This window comes from Janthinobacterium sp. RA13 (genome assembly GCF_000745325.1).
Classification (GTDB): domain Bacteria; phylum Pseudomonadota; class Gammaproteobacteria; order Burkholderiales; family Burkholderiaceae_D; genus Janthinobacterium; species Janthinobacterium rivuli.
The window spans coordinates 838,192-855,452 of the sequence record NZ_JQNP01000001.1 but is presented as its reverse complement, the minus strand read 5'-3'; the positions used below and the strand labels follow the sequence as shown (position 1 = coordinate 855,452).

General features: G+C 65.0%; 17 protein-coding genes. 6 read left to right on the top strand and 11 right to left on the bottom strand.

Features of this window, described 5'->3' with window-relative positions; all coding sequences use genetic code 11:
• Nucleotides 1-45: 45 nt before the first annotated feature.
• From mdcE to mdcA, 5 genes are read right to left on the bottom strand one after another with little or no spacing between them, the layout of a single operon-like run.
• Nucleotides 46-858, bottom strand: coding sequence for a biotin-independent malonate decarboxylase subunit gamma (gene mdcE, locus FG13_RS03595; protein WP_035818462.1), 813 nt, complete (start codon nt 856-858; stop codon nt 46-48).
• Complete coding sequence (locus FG13_RS03590) at nt 855-1,709, bottom strand: biotin-independent malonate decarboxylase subunit beta (protein WP_035818459.1); 855 nt, start codon at nt 1,707-1,709, stop codon at nt 855-857. The genes mdcE and FG13_RS03590 overlap by 4 nt, the downstream gene beginning before the upstream one ends.
• Nucleotides 1,706-2,014: a malonate decarboxylase subunit delta gene (locus FG13_RS03585; RefSeq protein ID WP_035818456.1), complete on the bottom strand. Its 309-nt coding sequence runs from the start codon at nt 2,012-2,014 to the stop codon at nt 1,706-1,708. Before FG13_RS03585 ends, FG13_RS03590 begins: the two co-directional genes overlap by 4 nt.
• Nucleotides 2,001-2,885, bottom strand: a complete 885-nt coding sequence (locus FG13_RS03580; RefSeq protein WP_035818454.1) for a triphosphoribosyl-dephospho-CoA synthase — start codon at nt 2,883-2,885, stop codon at nt 2,001-2,003. Before FG13_RS03580 ends, FG13_RS03585 begins: the two co-directional genes overlap by 14 nt.
• Nucleotides 2,885-4,558 carry a malonate decarboxylase subunit alpha gene (gene mdcA / locus FG13_RS03575; protein WP_035818452.1) on the bottom strand — a complete coding sequence of 558 codons (1,674 nt, stop codon included), beginning with the start codon at nt 4,556-4,558 and terminating at the stop codon, nt 2,885-2,887. The genes FG13_RS03580 and mdcA overlap by 1 nt, the downstream gene beginning before the upstream one ends.
• Before the next feature lie 119 nt (nt 4,559-4,677).
• Here mdcA and FG13_RS03570 point away from each other — a divergent pair, with 119 nt between their 5' ends.
• Complete coding sequence (locus FG13_RS03570) at nt 4,678-5,601, top strand: LysR family transcriptional regulator (RefSeq protein ID WP_035818450.1); 924 nt, start codon at nt 4,678-4,680, stop codon at nt 5,599-5,601.
• A 40-nt stretch (nt 5,602-5,641) separates the two neighbouring features.
• Here the strand turns inward: FG13_RS03570 and FG13_RS03565 are convergent, their stop codons facing one another.
• The 4 genes from FG13_RS03565 to FG13_RS03550 all read right to left on the bottom strand — a co-directional run bounded on the left by FG13_RS03565 (nt 5,642) and on the right by FG13_RS03550 (nt 10,958).
• On the bottom strand, nt 5,642-6,001 hold the full coding sequence (locus FG13_RS03565; protein WP_035818448.1) for a hypothetical protein: 360 nt from the start codon (nt 5,999-6,001) through the stop codon (nt 5,642-5,644).
• A gap of 98 nt (nt 6,002-6,099) precedes the next feature.
• Nucleotides 6,100-7,929: a glycoside hydrolase family 15 protein gene (locus FG13_RS03560; protein WP_051958463.1), complete on the bottom strand. Its 1,830-nt coding sequence runs from the start codon at nt 7,927-7,929 to the stop codon at nt 6,100-6,102.
• A 3-nt stretch (nt 7,930-7,932) separates the two neighbouring features.
• Nucleotides 7,933-8,694, bottom strand: coding sequence for a trehalose-phosphatase (gene otsB / locus FG13_RS03555; protein WP_051958461.1), 762 nt, complete (start codon nt 8,692-8,694; stop codon nt 7,933-7,935).
• Entirely contained in the window at nt 8,694-10,958 is a 2,265-nt protein-coding gene (locus tag FG13_RS03550) for an alpha,alpha-trehalose-phosphate synthase (UDP-forming) (protein WP_152598661.1), read from the bottom strand. Before FG13_RS03550 ends, otsB begins: the two co-directional genes overlap by 1 nt.
• A 261-nt stretch (nt 10,959-11,219) precedes the next feature.
• On the opposite strand from FG13_RS03550, the gene FG13_RS03545 reads away from it, so the two are divergent.
• From FG13_RS03545 to FG13_RS03530, 4 genes are all read left to right on the top strand, one after another.
• Nucleotides 11,220-12,335, top strand: a complete 1,116-nt coding sequence (locus FG13_RS03545; protein WP_035818443.1) for a mechanosensitive ion channel family protein — start codon at nt 11,220-11,222, stop codon at nt 12,333-12,335.
• A 49-nt stretch (nt 12,336-12,384) separates the two neighbouring features.
• On the top strand, nt 12,385-13,680 hold the full coding sequence (locus tag FG13_RS03540) for a cation:proton antiporter (RefSeq protein WP_035818441.1): 1,296 nt from the start codon (nt 12,385-12,387) through the stop codon (nt 13,678-13,680).
• A gap of 121 nt (nt 13,681-13,801) precedes the next feature.
• On the top strand, nt 13,802-14,983 hold the full coding sequence (locus tag FG13_RS03535) for a serine hydrolase domain-containing protein (protein WP_081922402.1): 1,182 nt from the start codon (nt 13,802-13,804) through the stop codon (nt 14,981-14,983).
• A gap of 91 nt (nt 14,984-15,074) precedes the next feature.
• Nucleotides 15,075-15,254, top strand: a complete 180-nt coding sequence (locus tag FG13_RS03530) for a hypothetical protein (protein ID WP_035818439.1) — start codon at nt 15,075-15,077, stop codon at nt 15,252-15,254.
• Here the strand turns inward: FG13_RS03530 and FG13_RS03525 are convergent.
• Nucleotides 15,251-15,634: a YkvA family protein gene (locus FG13_RS03525; RefSeq protein ID WP_051958457.1), complete on the bottom strand. Its 384-nt coding sequence runs from the start codon at nt 15,632-15,634 to the stop codon at nt 15,251-15,253. The genes FG13_RS03530 and FG13_RS03525 overlap by 4 nt on opposite strands.
• Before the next feature lie 94 nt (nt 15,635-15,728).
• Between FG13_RS03525 and FG13_RS03520 the strand changes: the two genes are divergently transcribed.
• On the top strand, nt 15,729-16,832 hold the full coding sequence (locus FG13_RS03520; RefSeq protein WP_035818438.1) for a DNA topoisomerase IB: 1,104 nt from the start codon (nt 15,729-15,731) through the stop codon (nt 16,830-16,832).
• Here the strand turns inward: FG13_RS03520 and FG13_RS03515 are convergent.
• Nucleotides 16,786-17,016: a hypothetical protein gene (locus FG13_RS03515; protein ID WP_161784143.1), complete on the bottom strand. Its 231-nt coding sequence runs from the start codon at nt 17,014-17,016 to the stop codon at nt 16,786-16,788. The genes FG13_RS03520 and FG13_RS03515 overlap by 47 nt on opposite strands.
• Nucleotides 17,017-17,261: the final 245 nt, after the last annotated feature.

The window sequence follows — 17,261 nt, the reverse complement described above, 5'->3', positions numbered from 1 at the left end:
CGTTATAGGAATAGGAATGACTTGGTGTCTTCTCTGTTGTTTCACTTACCACTGCTGCCCCAGCACCTCCCTGACTTTAGCCGACGCCTGGCGGTGCGGCGCGCCCAGGCGGCTGGACAGGTCGCGCTGCGGATCGGCGCGGATGTCACTAAGGGCCGCCTGCAGGCAGGCGTCGACGGCGGCCGTGTCCTGCGCCGACGGATCGTCCGGCTGCGCCACCTGCAAGGTTTGCCAAAGCAGGCCCAGGGTGGCGTAGTTGCCAATGTCGTAGGCCATCGGCGCGATGCTTGCGGCCAGCGCTTCCAGCGCTGCGACGGTGCGCAGGGTGATGCGGGCGGCCGAGGCCTTGCCCATCGCATGCACCATCACTTGCGGATCGTCGAGCGCGATCAGGCGGTTGGCCTGGTAGCCGTGGGCGAGAAAGGCGCCCGACATGGCCTTGCCGACGATCAGGCCAATCACGGGATGGCCAGTCAGGCGCGCCTCGGCATACGCCCCCGCCGCGCCGGCCAGCGCCTGGTGGATGCCGTACGCTTCTTCGCGCCGGCCGTACGCCTGGCTGGCCACGTCGATGACGGCGACGATGGGCCGTTTCACGGCCAACTCGCGGTCTTCAAACACCACCTGCTGCACGGCGCGCGCCAGCTGCCACGCCTCGACCAGGCCGATTTCACCCGTGCGTGCCCGCGTAAAACGGTTGTCCGGGTCGGGCAGCACGGCAATGTAGCGCGCAGTTTCTCCGGCCAGCGGCGCGTCGACCACGCACACGGAAGGCGGATAACCGTCCAGCGGCGCAGCGTTATTCGTGAGTGCCGCCAGCCAGACGGCGCCCCGGCTCGTATCGGTGATGGCGTTCATGCTGCGGTTCCTTTGCTGTAGATGGCGCGCACGGCTTGCGGCGTGGCTTGCGGCCCGGCGTCCACTTGCGCCAGGCGGGCAAGAAAATCGTCTGCCTGACTGCTGCGGTGCTGCGCCGGCATGCCACGTGCAAACAATGCGGCCACGGCGGCGCGCATCTGCGCCGTATCGTCCTCGACATAGGCGTCGGCCAGGCCGCTGTGGAAACGCTGCTCGCCGCCCGTGAGGCTCCAGATGAACGGTTTGTTACGCGAGTCGAATTCGTCCACGCCCGCCTCCTGCTCGATCACGGCCGGCCCGTTCAAGCCCAATCGTGCTTCGCGCGTGACGACCAGATAGCTGCACAGGCCCGCCGCGATCGACATGCCGCCGTAGCAGCCCACCGTGCCGGCCGTAATCCCTATCACAGGCTGGTAGCGGCGCAGGTCGACGATCGCCGCATGGATGTCGGCGATGGCAGCGAGGCCCAGGTTGGCTTCCTGCAGGCGCACGCCGCCCGTTTCGAACAGGATCACGGCGCGTGTCGGTATTCCCTGGCGGTTGTCGCGCGCCGCCAGTTCCAGCGCGCCGGCGATTTTCGCGCCGCCCACTTCGCCCATGCTGCCGCCCTGGTAGGCGCCTTCGATGGCCAGCACCACGGCCGGCTGGCCGTCGAACAGGCCCTTGGCCACCACCACGCCGTCATCCGCCTGCGCCGTCACGCCTTGTTGCGGCAGCCACGGCGAGGCGATGCCGCAGAACGGGTCGAGCAGTTCGCGCATGCTGCCAGCGTCCAGCAAGGCCCTGGCCCGGCTGCGCGCCCCGCGTTCGATGAAGCTGTCGCGCTCCAGCAATTCCTTCAAGGTGCTCATGCCGTCCTCCCCGCTTGCAATTCTTCGTAGGCTTGCTCGATGCGCATGCGCACCACGCCCGGCGTGGCGCCGCAATCGTTGATGACGATGCGCGCCGCCGGCAGCGGCTCGCCGCCGAATACGCGCTGCAGGAGCGCATCCCACACGGCGCCCTTGCCATCGACCGAGGTGTTGACGACGATGCGGGTCACGCCATCGTCGCCTGGCTGCAGCAGCACTTCCAGATCGCCCGAGCCGACGACGCCGGCCAGCGCGCGGCTAGACGCCGGCGGCCCGGCCGGGAATGTATAGTCACGCGTTTCCATCCGCTTCTCCTTGTGTCAATCGGTCGAGGAACAGGGTGGCCGCCAGCAGGTCGGCCGCGCCGCCCGGCGACACGCCGCGCGCCAGCGCCACGGCTTCCAGCGCCAGCAGCGCCTTGGCGCCATCTGCCGTGGCGGCGCCACCAGCCGCCAGCACCCGCGCCGCCCCCTCCTGCAATGCCAGCAAGGCCGGCTCGCCGCCGCGCGACAGCACGCAGGTGTCATCGAGCTGGTTCACTATCGCCAGCAAGGCGTTCAGGCGCGCCGTCGTTTCGTTGTCGCCGCGTGCCCGCGAGGCGTGCAAGGCCGGCAATCCGGCGCCCGTCACCTGCGGAAAGCCGGCCCGGGCCTGGCCCCGTGCGCCATCGACCTGGTACTGGCGGCACGCCAGCTCGCCCTTGTTGCCGGTGGCGCCAGGCGCGCCGCGGTCATGCAAACGGGCCAGCGCACCGGCCCGCGCCGCCACGGCCGTTGGCGCCAGCGATGCGCCGCGCGCGCCCTGCTGCGCCGCCGCCGTCACCAGGAGACCCAGCGCCCAGATGGCGCCCCGGTGCGTGTTCACGCCGCCCGTCGCCGCCAGCATCAGCGCCTCGCCATCGCGGCCGATGGCGCCGATGCGCTGGCGCAGCTGGTCGTCGTCTTCACTCTGCGCGCCAGCGTCGGCCATGGCGGCAAACACGGGCTCCAGCAGGCAGGCCGAATGGCACATCAGGGCCCAGTTCAAGTCCGTGTGGGCGCCACGGCTGCGCAAATCGACCAGGCCCGGTTTCGGTGTCAGGGTCACTTCATCGAGCAGCGCCTGCAGCACTTGCCGTCCCAGCGCGGCAGAACGTCTCTGCACTGGCCTTATCATCATTGTGCTCATTGCAATCATTACCAGCTCCTGAATTTGGCGGGTGGTTGATACAGGCCGTCCGACCATTCGACCAGGTCGGCGATGCTTTTCGCGGCCAGCAGCGAACGGTTCGCCGCGCCGCGCTGCACACCGATATCCTCGGGCAGCGCGATCAGGCCGTCGGCGCGCAATTTCGCCGTCGTCTTCGGGTCGTGGCGCAAGCCGATGGGCGTGACGCCGGCGACCGCCGCCAGCATGGCCTTGCGTTCGTCGAGCGAACGGGCCTTGTACAGGTAGGCGATGCCCTCTTCCGTCAGCACGTGGGTGACGTCGTCGCCATAGATCATCACGGGCGCCAGCGGCATGCCGCTGGCCTGGCCCACGGCCACGGCGTCGAGCGATTCGACGATGGTCGGCTGGCCGCCGTCCTGGAACGTCTCGACCATCTGCACCACCAGCTTCTTGCCGCGCGCGAGCGGGTCGTCCGTCTCGATCAGGTCCAGCCAGGCCGGCGTCGGATGGCGCCGGCCATGCGGGTCGTGGCCCATGTTGGGCGCGCCGCCAAAACCCGCCAGCCGGCCATTCGTCACGGTGGACGAATTGCCCAGGCCATCCATCTGCAAGGTGGCGCCGATGAACAGGTCGACCGCATACTGGCCCGCCAGCTGGCACAGGGCGCGGTTCGAGCGCATCGAGCCGTCGCGGCCCGTGAAGAACACGTCGGGCCGCGCGGCCGCATAACCTTCCATGCCCAGCTCCGCGCCGAAGCAGTGCACGCTCTCGACCCAGCCCGTCTCGATGGCAGGGATCAGGGTCGGATGCGGGTTGAGCACCCAGTTGCGGCAAATCTTGCCTTTCAATCCCAGCTGCTCGCCATACGTGGGCAAAATCAGCTCGATGGCGGCCGTATTGAAACCGATGCCGTGGTTCAGCGACTGCACCTGGTGCTTTTCATACACGCCGCGGATCGCCATCATGGCCATCAGCACGTGCACGGGCTTGATCACGCGCGGGTCGCGGGTAAACAGCGGTTCGATGAAGAACGGTTTGTCGGACTGCACGACGAAATCGATCCACGAGCCGGGCACGTCGACCCTGGGTAAATCGCTGACGTCGTCGACGATCTGGTTGACCTGGGCGATGACGATGCCGTCGCGGAAAGCGGCCGATTCCACCAAAGTGGGCGTGTCCTCGGTGCTGGGGCCCGTGTACAGATTGCCCTGGCGGTCGGCCATGTAACCGGCCACCATGACGACGTTGGGCGTGAGGTCGACGAACAGGCGCGCATACAGTTCAATATAGGTGTGGATGGCGCCCACCTCGAGCAAGCCATCCTGCAGGAACTGGGCGATGCGCAGGCTTTGCGTGCCGGCAAACGAGAAATCGAGCTTGCGGGCGATGCCCCGCTCGAACAGGTCGAGGTGTTCGGGCAGGCTGACGCTGGGCATGATCAGGTGCAGATGGTGGATCTTGTCGGGGTTGACCTGGGTCAACATGCGGGCGAGGAAATCGGCCTGCTTCTGGTTATTGCCTTCGAGGACGACGCGGTCGCCCGGCGCCAGCAAGGCTTCCAGCACGGCGACCATGTCGCCCTGTTGCAGAACGGGGCCGCTGGCGTACTGGCGCACGGCTTCCAGGCGGCGGCGCTTCTCGGTGCGCCGCGTGTCCCATTGTTTTTGCCGCTGCCCTGGCGCTGCTGTGGCGGTTGACATCTTGCCTCCGAATTAAGCTATCGAAGCCTGACGATAGAGCGAAAACGGGGCCGCGACAATCAACCTGCTACCATGTTCATTACCCTGAAGTTAATGAACTCACGATAATCACGGTGATCATGGCCATCAACGAAGAAATCACGCTGAAAAAGCTCGAGGTGTTTCTCAGCTTTATGGAATTGAACAACCTGGCAAGGGTGGCCGATGCGCTGGGCCAGAGCACGGTCAGCGTGCACCGCGCCCTGCACTCGCTGGAAGACGGCTTGCGCTGCCCCCTGTTCAAGCGCGAGGGCCGCAGCCTGATCCCGCTGCATGCGGCCTACACCTTTGCCGAATCGGCGCGGCGCGCGCTGGCCGAGTGCGAGGAAGGTGTGCGCAAGGTGCGCGAAATGTCGGGCATCAACCCCGTGCGCCTGAAGATCGGCTCGCTGTATTCATTGACCCTGCACTGCATCCCGCAGCTGGTGATCGCCTTGAAGCTGCGCCGGCCCGGCCTCGACATCGACCTGACGCTGGGCTCGAACCGCGAACTGCTGCAAAGCCTGGCCGATGGACGTTTGGACGCCATCATCGTCGGCGTGCAGGAAGACGAACAGCATGCGGGCCTGGTGGCCGTACCCCTGTTCCAGGACGACATCTACCTGGCCGCACCGCTAGCCTCGCCGTATGCGGGAGCCGCATCGGTGGACTTGCAGCAGCTGCGCAACGATAAATTCGTCACCCTGAACGAAGGTTTCGTCACCTCGCAAAGCTTCAACCACGCGTTCGACCTGGCGGGATTCGTGCCCGACACGGCCATGCGCGTGGGCGACATCTTCTCGCTGATCAACCTGGTCAGCGGCGGCATCGGCTACAGCCTGCTGCCGGGCCGCGTGCGCGCCTTCAGCTCGCGCATCGAACTGCTGCCGCTGGACGCGCGCTACGGCTCGCACCAGCAGATTACCCTGCTGATGCTGAGCAGCCGCGAGCGCGACCCGAATTTGCTGGCCCTGGCGGCGGAGTGCCGATTGTATGGACGTGGCGAGCGCGCAACTGGCAACTGAAATAGCGTCGCAGGAGCGCCGCGAGCATGCCTGTATCAACTCAAGTTGGAAACTCTCCGCGCATATAGGTTTTCCAGAGATTGTCGATAAAGTCGATCTCGACTTTATTCTGGCATGCCTGCGCAATCAAGCCCATATCGTCCGACACGTAGCCAGCAAGGTCGGAATTTTCAGTGACTTGATACACTTTCTTGAATGCGATCTCCCTGATCTCCTTCACTTGGGCGCCTTCAGATGGACAAGATGAGCTCACTTTTTCGTAGCTGGCACACCATGCGCCATCAAACTCAGCAGATTCCCTGTCGTCCAATGCAGCATCCCAATCAGTCTCTTTCTGGAAAATAGTCTCAAGAAAAGTGCTGTCATTTATTGTCGCTAAAATGTCGTTTTCGGTCGTCATCTCGATATTTCATATTGATCAGTGTAGATGCCATTCGGCATTTCGTGTTCTGGCGCACCAAGGCGGGTGATGACCTGGCGCGGAATGACACGGTACGATTAAACCGCGCTATCCCAAGGCGCTGACAAGCGCACGGCGCAGTTGATGAGGCCCACCATCGAATACGTCTGCGGGAAATTGCCCCACATCTCGCCCGTCACGGGATGCGTATCTTCCGACAACAAGCCCAGGTGGTTGCGCGCCAGCAGCATGGTCTCGAAGATTTTGCGCGCTTCGTCTTTCCTGCCGATGCGCGCCAGCGCGTCGATGCGCCAGAAGGTGCAGATGTTGAAGGCCGTTTCAGGTTTGCCGAAGTCGTCGGGCGCTTCGTAGCGGCGCATGTAGGGGCCGTCGCACAGCGATGCTTCCAGCGCGTCGACTGTCGCGATGAAACGCGGATCCATGGGGTCGATGAAGTTGACTTCCGCCATCAGCAGCACGGAGGCGTCGAGGTCGCGCCCGCCCAGGCTTTCCGCGAAGGCCTGGCGCTCCTCGCTCCACGCTTCGCGCAGTAATCTCTCGCGTATCAGCACGGCGCGGCTGTTCCAGTGGTCGGCGCGGTCCGGCAAGCCCAGTTTATGGGCGACCTTGGCCAGGCGGTCGCAGGCGGCCCAGCTCATCAGCATGGACGAGGTGTGGACCCTGGCGCGCGTGCGCAGCTCCCACATGCCCGCGTCCGGTTCCGCGTGCAGTTTGAAGGCCTGGTCGCCCACGGCTTCCAGCGCGGCGAACTCGGCTTTTCCCGCCCGGTGGAACAAGCGATGGTCAAGAAACGCCTGCGCCGCGCCCAGGACGATGTTGCCGTAGACATCGTGCTGGAAATGTTCCTGCGCCTGGTTGCCCACGCGCACGGGACCATTGCCGCGATAGCCGGGCAAGTGGTCGAGCATGGATTCCGGCAACTGCTCTTCCAGGCCGATGCCGTACAGGGGCTGGATGTGGCCGCCCTTCGAGCGCGCGACGATATTCGTCAGCCAGCGCAAATACTCTTCCATCGTGCCCACTTCGGACAAACTATTGAGTGCCCGCACGACAAAGAAGGCGTCGCGCAGCCAGCAATAGCGGTAATCCCAGTTGCGGCTGCTGCCGGGCGCTTCCGGGATGCTGGTGGTCATGGCGGCGATGATGGCGCCCGTGTCTTCATATAAAGACAGTTTTAATGTGATGGCCGCGCGGATGACCACGTCCTGCCATTCCAGCGGCACGGCCAGGCGGCGCGTGTAAGTGCGCCAATAATTGATGGTTTCCTTTTCGAAGATGCGCGCCGTCTCGTCGATGCCGCCGGCCAGGGTTTCATCGGGGCCCAGCAGGAAGTTGGCCGTGCCGCCCAGCACGAAGAACGTTTCGCTCAATACATAGTTGAGCGACACATCCGTGTTCAGTCGCAAGGTCTGTTCAGGTCCCACGTAGCGGATATGGTGGCTGCCCTGCGTGATTTGTGGCGCCAGTTTGCCCCAGTCGTAGCGGGGGCGCAGGCGCACGCGGATGCGCACGGCGTGGTCGAGCGGCCGGACGCGGCGGATCAGCATCAGCGGGCGGAACATGCGGTCGCGGCTGAGGAATCGGGGCGCGAAGTCCGTGATTTCCACGCCGCGCCCCTGCGTATCGTACAGCCGCGTGCGCAGCACGGCCGTGTTCGGCTCGTAGAATTGCTCGCTGCGGGCAAAGTTTTCAATGTCGATGGCCCACACGCTGCCGTTTTCCGTCGCGTCCAGCAGGCCGTTGAAGACCGGGTCGCCATCGAAACGGGGCAGGCACGACCAGACGACTTGCCCCGCCTGGTCGATCAGCGCGCTGAAGGCGCAATTGCCCACCACGCCGCAGTTGAGGGACGCTTGCGCGGGCACGCCGCCGGGGGCGTCATAAGCTTGTTCAGGGGATATTGTCATCGGCTACTCCTTGAAGGGGGATACGGACGCGGCCAGCAGCGCCGTGCGCAAGGCGCCCGGGCTGGCCAGGCGCAGGGTGGCGGCGCTGGGGCCCTTGCCCACTTTCACGCCCTGCCCGCCTGCTTGTTGTACAAAGGCAAAGCCTGCCTCGTCGGTGGTGTCATCGCCCGCGAACACGGGACGGCGGCCGGCGAATGGCGCCTCCACCATGAAGGCGGCGATGGCGCCACCCTTGTCGGTGGCAGCCGGCTTGGCTTCCAGGACCATTTTGCCATGCAACAGCAATACCCCCGGGCACGCTTGCACGGCCGCCGTCATTTCGTGTACGCACAATTGCTCGAGTTCGGGCGCCAGCCGGTAATGCAGGGCCACGGCGCCGCGCTTGTGTTCCACCAGCAAGCCGGGATATATCGCCGCCAGCGCCCGGGCGCGGGCCAGCACGGGCGAGACGTCGGGCGTGGCCGCCACATGCAGCACGCCATCGGCGTCGCGCCGCTCCACGCCGTGCACGCCGGCAACCGGCAGGGTCAAGGGCGCCAGCATGGCGTCGATCTGGGCGATGGGACGGCCGGAAATGAGGGCCAGCGCGCCGCCGTGTCGCTCGGCCAGCAGCGCCAGCGCTTCGACCACGCCCGCTTCCAGACGCACGCCGTCGGGCGTGGGCGCCAGGTCGACCAGGGTGCCGTCGAAGTCGAGGAAGACAGCGCTGCCAGGCGCACCCAGCAGCTGCAGCAAAGCCGCACTATCGTCAGGTGTATCGTCCATCAGATCCCCTTGCGCCGCTTGATGCGGCTGTGGGCGTCGATCTTGGTCATGACCTTGTCGCGCTGGCGCAAACGGGCCGCGTCCAGCAGCATGCGCCCCGCCCAGCGGTAGACATTGAAATGTTTCACACGGGCCCGCATGCTTTTCATGCGCTCGCGCTGTTCCACGGGCGGCATCACAAGGGCGCGGTACAGGGCGTCGGCGCCCTGCTCGATGTGGTAGGGGTTGATGATCAGCGCTTCATGCAGCTCGCGCGCGGCGCCGGTGAATTGGCTCAGCACCAGCACGCCCAGCTCGTCGTCGCGGGCGGCAATGAATTCCTTGGCCACCAGGTTCATGCCGTCATGCAAGCTCGTCACCATGCACACTTCGGAAGCGCGGAAATAGCGCTGCAAATCGTCCTGGCCATGGTGCTCCGCTTTCAGCAGGATGGGCACGTAGTTGCCGCTGCCGAAGCGTCGGTTGATGCGTTCGACCATCTTGCGCACCCGGGCGTCGAAACTTTGATATTCGTCAAGCGAAGCGCGGCTCGGGGCGGCAATTTGCACGAAAGTAAAATTGCCCACCATGCCAGGCTGCTGTTCCAGCATGCGCTCGACGGCCTGGAAGCGTTCGACGATGCCTTTCGTGTAATCGAGGCGGTCCACGCCGATGCCCAGCAAGTGGTCGGGCGCCACGCCCAGTTCGCTGCGGATTTGCGCGCGGCACGTGGCCACGTCGGGCTGCGTCGGATTGTCTTCCGGCCAGGCGATGGAAATCGGATAATCCTCGACCTGCGTCATCTCGCCGCCGTAGGAAATCGTGGAAGCCTCGGGCTCGATGCGGGTTTCCAGGTAGCGGTCCACCGTTTCGAGGAAATTCTTGCGGTGGAATGGCGTGTGGAAACCGAGGATGGTGCTGCCCAGCAAGCCGTCGAGGATTTCTTCTCGCCAAGGGCAAATGCCGAACGATTCCGAGTTCGGCCAAGGAATATGCCAGAAAGTAATAATCGTCGCCTTCGGCAAGGCTTCGCGCACCATGCGCGGTAGCAAGGCAAAGTGGTAATCCTGCACCAGCACGACGGGGTTGTCCGTCTTCGCCTCGGCGATCACGGCGTCGGCAAAGCGGCGGTTGACTTTTACATACTGCTCCCAGTCGGACGAGCGGAACACGGGGCGCACGTGGGCGATATGGCACAGCGGCCACATGCCTTCGTTGGCGAAGCCATAATAATAGCCCTGCTCTTCCTCATCCGTCAGCCACACGCGGCGCAAGGTATAGCTGGGATTGTCGGGCGGCACGGGCACGTGGTCGAGCTTATCGACCGTCTCGCGGTCGGCGGAACCGGCGCCATGCGCGATCCACGTGCCGGAACAGGCGCGCATCACGGCTTCCACGGCCGTCACCAGGCCGCTGGCCGGGCGCTGCACCGCTATTCCATCTTCCGTTTTGGTGTGGATGTACGGCTCGCGGTTCGACACGACGAGCACCTGGTCGCCCTGCAAGTCCGCTTCCAGCAAGGCGCGCAGCTTGTCCGGCGTCCAGTCGGACGACCAGCCGTTATCGCCCTGGCGTTCCAAATGGTATTCCTGCAGCAATTCGCGCAAGTCGCCGATCAGCGGCTGCATTTCCGGCGGTGGCGCGGGCGCGGCGGCGGGTGCGGCAGCGGCCACTGCGCCATTACTCTTCGGCAGCAACTCGCCCCGTAAAATATCCTTGACGGCCGCCAGCCAGCCGCGCCAGCTCAGGTGCGCGACGAACACGGTCATCAGGGAAATCAGCACGGCCAGCACGGCCAGGAAAGCAAATATAAAACGTTTGGTATCCGTATTGCGGCGCTCGACAAAGCTCATGTCCTGCACCAGCACCAGGCGGCCCAGCTGCGATGCATCCTGCATCACGGGCGTTTCGCTGATGTGTACCTGGCCTTGCGGCAATTGCGCCAGGGATTTGTACAGGCCGCCCGTAGGAGGCGTGCTCCAGCAGCCGATGGAAGCCGGGTATTGCGCGGATTGGTACAGCAAGTGGCCCGCGTTGTCGCAAAAGCCGATGGCGATCAGGCGTTCGTCGCGCGTGGCGCCCTGGAACAGTTCGCTGATGCGGGTGGCGTCTTGCGCGGGCAGGTATTCGGTGAGCGAGGGCCGGAGGGTTCCAGCGAGCAATTCCGCCCGGCTGTCGAGATCGCGCACATACCAGCGCAGGGTGATATTGTCGAGCAGGGGTACTACGATATAGGCAAACAGTCCCAGCACCAGGGCCAGTGGCAGGATGAAGCGCAAGGACATTCGGAGTGATCGTACTATCATCGTTTTCCTTTGCAAAAACAAAAAGCATGGCAAGTATGACTATGTTTCCGCTGCGGCGACGCCCGTTTGCTTTCCGTATTGAAACGTCAACGTGACATGGCGCAGCGCAGCAATTTCGTCCAGTATCCACCTTGACGCAAGTCTTATCCGTACGGCAACGCACGCCCCCGTTACGCCATCTGCCCGTAAAATACCCGCTTCCGACATCCCTCACCAATCCAGTCTAAGGAGTTTTCGCCTATGGATCTCAGCACGTTCCACTCGCTGATGGGAGGCCCGCTGCGCTCGGCGCTGACCGTGCTCGTTTCCGCCCTGCTCGTCACCGTGGTCGCCATCGGCGTGCACCGGGCCGGCATCAGCCTGCTGAAAAGACTGGCCAATGGCCGCCCGTTCACCACCAACGCCACGCGCGTGGCCTTCCGCGCCAGCCAGCTGTGCGTGATCGTCTTCGGCCTGCGCATGGTGCTGGCCGGCGCGCCCGACGACACGCCAGGCCTGATCGCCATGTCGCACATGGCCAGCGTAGCGCTGATCATCGCGCTGACCTGGCTGGCCATGCAATGCATCCAGGCCCTCTCCATCACGATTTCCGAAGTCAATCCCGTCGACGTGGCCGACAACCTGCGCGCGCGCCGCCTGATCACCCAGGCCCGCGTGCTCACGCGCAGCGCGCACGCCATCGTCGTGATCCTGGGCCTGGCCTTCGTGCTGCTGACCTTGCCCGGCGCGCGGCAGATCGGCGCCAGCCTGCTGGCCTCGGCCGGCGTGGCGGGCCTGGTGGCCGGTATCGCCGCCCGTCCCGTGCTCGGCAATTTCATTGCTGGGCTGCAAATTGCGTTTTCGCAACCGATCCGCATCGATGACGTGCTGATCGTCAATGGCGAATGGGGCAAGGTCGAGGAAATCAAGGGCACGTATGTGGTCGTGCGCGTGTGGGATGAACGCCGGCTGATCGTGCCGCTGCAATGGTTCATTGAAAATCCGTTCGAGAACTGGACGCACAGTTCGTCCACCCTGCTGGGCACGGTGTTCCTGTGGCTCGATTTCAGCATCCCGCTCGAGCCCCTGCGCGCGGAACTGACGCGCATCTGCGAGTCCGCCACGCAATGGGATGGCCGCGTCTGCACCGTGCAGGCGACGGATTCGAACGAGCGGGCCGTGCGCGTGCGCTTTCTGATCAGCGCGGCAGATTCGGGCCTGGCCTTCGAACTGCGCTGCCTCGTGCGCGAGCAGATGCTGGCCTTCATCACCACCCACTATCCGCACGGCCTGCCCCGCTTGCGCTCCACGCACGACCCCATCGAACTGCACGCGATGCAGGCGCAGAACGACAGCGTGTCGCTGCACAAAGCATAAAAAACCTGCGGCGCGCTGCCCGGGCCCGCGCGCGGCTAGAATAAGGCGCATGAGCACCACCGCCTGGTTCATCCTGATCGGCTGCCTGATGCTGGCGCGCGGCCTGGGCGCCGACAGCATCGCGCGCCTGCCATTGACTTCGGCCATGGCTTACCTGGGCGTGGGCCTGCTGCTGGGCCCCATGTTCCTTGGCCTGTTTTCCTTCGACCTGGTGCGGCAGGCACCCCTGCTGGAAACCCTGACGGAAATCGCCGTCCTCATCTCCCTGTTTTCCGCCGGCGTCAAGATGCCCGTGCCGTTCAGCCTGGCGCGCTGGATGCCCTCGCTGCGCCTGGCGTGGCTGTCGATGGCCATTTCCGTGGCCCTGGTGGCCGCGTTCGCCTACTGGGTGCTGGGCCTGCCCCTGGGCGCGGGCGTGCTGCTGGGCGCCATCCTCGCGCCCACCGACCCCGTGCTGGCCACCGACGTGCAGCTGCGCCATGCGGGCGACAGCGAACAATTACGCTTCATCCTGACCAGCGAGGCGGGCATGAACGACGGCAGCGGCTTTCCCTTCGTCATGCTGGGCCTGGGCTTGCTGGGCTTGCATGAACTGGGGCCGCACGGCGCCACCTGGCTGTGGCGCGACTTGCTCTGGGCCAGCGCGGGCGCCATCGCCCTGGGCGCGGCCGGCGGCGCGCTGCTGGCCTGGCTGGGCTGGCAGGTGCGCGCCAAGGAACCGAAGCACGCCATGCTGGACGACCTGGCGGCGCTGGGCTTGATCGCCCTCGTGTATGGCCTGGCCACGTGGCTGCACGCGTGGGGCTTTCTGGCCGTGTTCTTTGCCGGCGTGGCCTTGCGCCAGACGGAACTGCGGCTGGCCGGCGCGCCAAAAGACCGGCAAGGCTTGCTGCAGGCCGAGGACACCCACGCCGTATCCGCCGCCAGGCCGCACGACAGCGACGTGCCGCTGACCGTCAGCGGCGAATCGCTCGTCTTCAAGGAACACCTGGAACGCCTGTCCGAACTGACCCTGGTGCTGCTGCTGGGCGGCGCCGTCACGGCCGCCGCCTGGAGCTGGCAGGCGTGGAGCGTGGCCCTGTTTTTGCTACTGGTGGCGCGCCCGGCCAGCGTGATGCTCGGCTTGCTGGCTTCGGGCACCAGCGTGCGCCTGCGGGGCCTGGCCGCCTGGTTCGGCGTGCGCGGCATCGGTTCGCTGTACTACCTCAGCTATGCCATCGCGCATGGCTTGCCGCGCCCCCTGGCGCGCGAGCTGGCCGACATCACCCTGGTCGTTGTCATCCTGTCCATCGTCGCGCACGGCCTGACGGTCAAACCCCTGCTGGTGCGCTACTGGCGCAAATAACGGGTGCAAACAAGCGCCGGCTCCCCCCTTTGTCATTGCTGCACAGCAATGTTTTGTCAATTGCCCCTATGGCGGGCAGAAATATTGTTAAGATCATTAAAAATGGCAAAAGAGAGAAGCAATGAAACGACGAAGTGTGCTGGGACTGGGCGTCTCACTGGCCCTGCTGCAAACGGGCTGCGCCACCGATCCGGCCAAGCTGGCGTGGGAAACAGAATTTGACGGCTTCATGCGCGACGGCCTGGCCCGCACGGAAACGCCGGGCATGAGCGTGGCCGTGGTGCGCGGCGAACAGACCATTTTCTCGCGCGGCTATGGCTGGGCCGACATCCAGGCCGGCAAGAAGGCCGATGCCAACACGGTGTTCCATGTCGCCTCCGTCAGCAAGCTCGTCACGGCCACGGCCGTCATGATGCTGCTGGAACAGGGCGCCTTCCAGCTCGACGACAAGGTGGCGGCCTATCTGGACTTCCCGCTCATGCATCCGAAGTTTCCCGACGTGCCCATCACCTTTCGGCATTTGCTGAGCCACACCTCGGGCATTTCCGACGCCGTGTACGAAAAGACGACGGCGTTTGCCGTGCAGGGCGACCCGCGATTGCCCCTGCGCGACTTCGTCAAGGGCTATCTGTCGCGTGGCGGCGCCTGGTATGACGCGGACGTGTCGTTTGCCGCCCGGCCCGGCACGGAATGGCGCTACAGCAATGTCGGCATCGCCCTGCTCGGCTATCTGGTGGGCCGTTTGAACCCCGACGGCCTCGACGCCTTTGCGCACGAGCACCTGTTCGAACCGCTGGGCATGGACAGCACGGCCTGGAATTTGGCCGGCTTGCCGCGGCGCGCCGTCGTGGCCCAGCCGTATGCGCACAAGGAACCGGGCCTGCAAGTGCTGCCGCCCGTCGGCTATCCGGACTGGCCGGCCGGCCTGCTGCGCAGCTCGGCGCATGACTTCGCCCGTTTCCTGGCCATCTTCAGCAATAACGGCCGGGTCGAAGGCCACCGCTACCTGCAGGACGCCACCCTGCAATTGTTTTTCGCGCCGCAAGCGGCCGCCGTCTCGCCCGCCGATGCATCCGTGCGGCAAGCCCTGGTGTGGCTGCTGCGCGACGTCGATGGCAGGCCGCTGGCCACGCACAGCGGCGGCGACCCGGGTGCCGCGTCCGTCGTCTGCGTGGACCGCGCCAGCAAGACAGCCGTGCTGGCCTTCGCCAACGTCAGTGCCGACAAGGAGTTTCGTTCATTCCAGAAAGAAGTCGTGCTGCGCCTGCTGGCCCATGGCGGCAGCGGCGTGCTGGCGCGGTAGGCATGCCGCTTGTGTGAGCGGGCGCACGGTAGCGTACAAGCAAGAAAGTATGCTGTGCTGGTCAGACTTGACACTCAACGAGGAGACCAGCATGACGAACCGCATCGGCAACAAGGACGTGGCGCAACAGCGCAGCAAGAGTGAAAAAGCCCGCATCAAGGCACAGAACATCGCCGGCGAGGCGGTCAAGCGGGCCGAGGCCAGGGCCAAGTACCTCAACGCCATCAAGGGACAAGCGGGCCAGCCGGGCCAGCCCGCTCCTGCTGGCTAGGCGCCGAACCAGCCGTGCAGTTTTTCGGCGGCCCGTTCCTTGACCTCGGCCGTGATGTAGGTGGCGACCGTGGCGACGGCCGCCGCCAGCACGGCCAGGTCATCCGCATAGCCGACCACGGGCGTGATGTCGGGAATCGCATCGATGGGCGAAATGAAATAGCCGAGCGCGCCATAGATGGCCGTCTTGGCCCACAGCGGCGTATTCGGCTGCTGCGCCGCGTAGTACAGCCACAGGGCTTTTTCGATGACTTCGCGTCCCGCCGTCTTGGCAAACTTGACGACCTTGTCCCAGAAGCTGTCATCCGTGTATTTCTTTTCATACTGCTTGTCGGCCTGGGGGGCGTGGTCTTCTTCCAGATTCTTTTTTCTGCCAAACATCTGCTGCTCCTGTCTGTGCCGCGCACGGCGTTACGAATGCGCACCTTAGCATAACGGCGCGACGGGTGCGCGGCCTGCAAGGTACCTTATATCCATGGAAATATCCGCCACCACCACGGCCCGCGCCGCCGGCCTGCGCTACACGGGCGACCACCAAAGCGGCATCGCCCGATTGGGCAAGCCCGGCAAGTTCCGCTACCGCGACGGGGACGGGGACGGCCATATCGTGCGCGATGCCGCCACCCTGGCGCGCATCAAGGCGCTGGCCATACCGCCGGCCTGGACGGACGTGTGGATCTGCCCGCACGCCAACGGCCACCTGCAGGCGACGGGACGCGACGCGCGCGGCCGAAAACAGTACCGCTACCATGCGCGCTGGCGCCAGGTGCGCGACGAAGTGAAATACGAGCGCATGCTCAGCTTTGGCCGCGCCCTGCCCGCCATCCGCGCCGCCGTCGCGCGCGGCATGCAGTTGCCAGGTTTGCCCCGTGAAAAAGTGCTGGCCACCATCGTGCACCTGCTGGAATTGACGATGATGCGCATCGGCAATGAAGAATACGCGCGCACAAATAAATCGTTCGGCCTGACCACCCTGCGCACGCGCCATGTGCAGGTCGACGGCAGCGCCGTGGCCTTCCACTTCAAGGGCAAGAGCGGCGTGCGCCACGATATCCGCCTGAGCGACCGGCGCCTGGCCAGGGTGCTGCAGCGCATGCGCGAACTGCCGGGACAGGAACTGTTTCAATATGTCGATGAGGACGGTGCGCGCCATGGCGTCGATTCGGGCGACGTCAACGACTACCTGCGCGAGGTGACGGGCGAAGACTACACGGCCAAGGATTTCCGCACCTGGTCCGGCACCTTGCTGGCTGCGCTGGCCCTGCAGGCGTTCGAACAGGTCGATTCCGATGCGCAAGCGAAGAAAAACATCGTGCAGGCGATCGAGTCCGTGGCGAAAAAGCTGGGCAACACGCCGACGATCTGCCGCAAGTGCTATGTGCACCCGGCCGTGCTGGAATCGTATCTGGATGGCAGTTTATTGGAAGGCATGCGCGCGCGGGCGCGGCAGCAGATGCAGGACGATTTACAGGCGCTGGCGCCGGAAGAAGCGGCCGTGCTGGCCTTGCTGCAGCAGCGGCTGCAGGGTGCGCTCAAGCCTGGCGCGCGGGCTGCGGCTGGCAGCGTGCCGACAGTGTGAGGGCGTCGCTGCTGCAGATGGGCAAGGCGCCGTGGCCCGCATCGCGCGCCACGGGCGCCGGCGCGGCGTCGCTGGCCGGCGCCTCGACCGTCGTCATCCAGGTGGCCGCCAGGGTCGAGAAGGTAAACAGGCAGATCAGCAGGAAAGGCTTGTTCACGTGGAGGGACTGGCCTGGCTTTTGCATCGCATACTCCGTCGGACTGGTTGGCTGTTTCAGCATGGACACGATCATCGCGTGTTTCCGCAAGGCATACAATCAGACAGTTTCGACAAGACGGGTAGGACAGCGCTGACAGGCTCAGCCATAAAGACCTGTGTCGGCAGATTTGACACCTGCTCCCGCCCGCATCCGCCAAGCCCTTGTTTTTACAGCATAATTGATACAGGAACGCTTCCTGCTTGACCTCCTGCCTGGGCACGCTTGGCGCC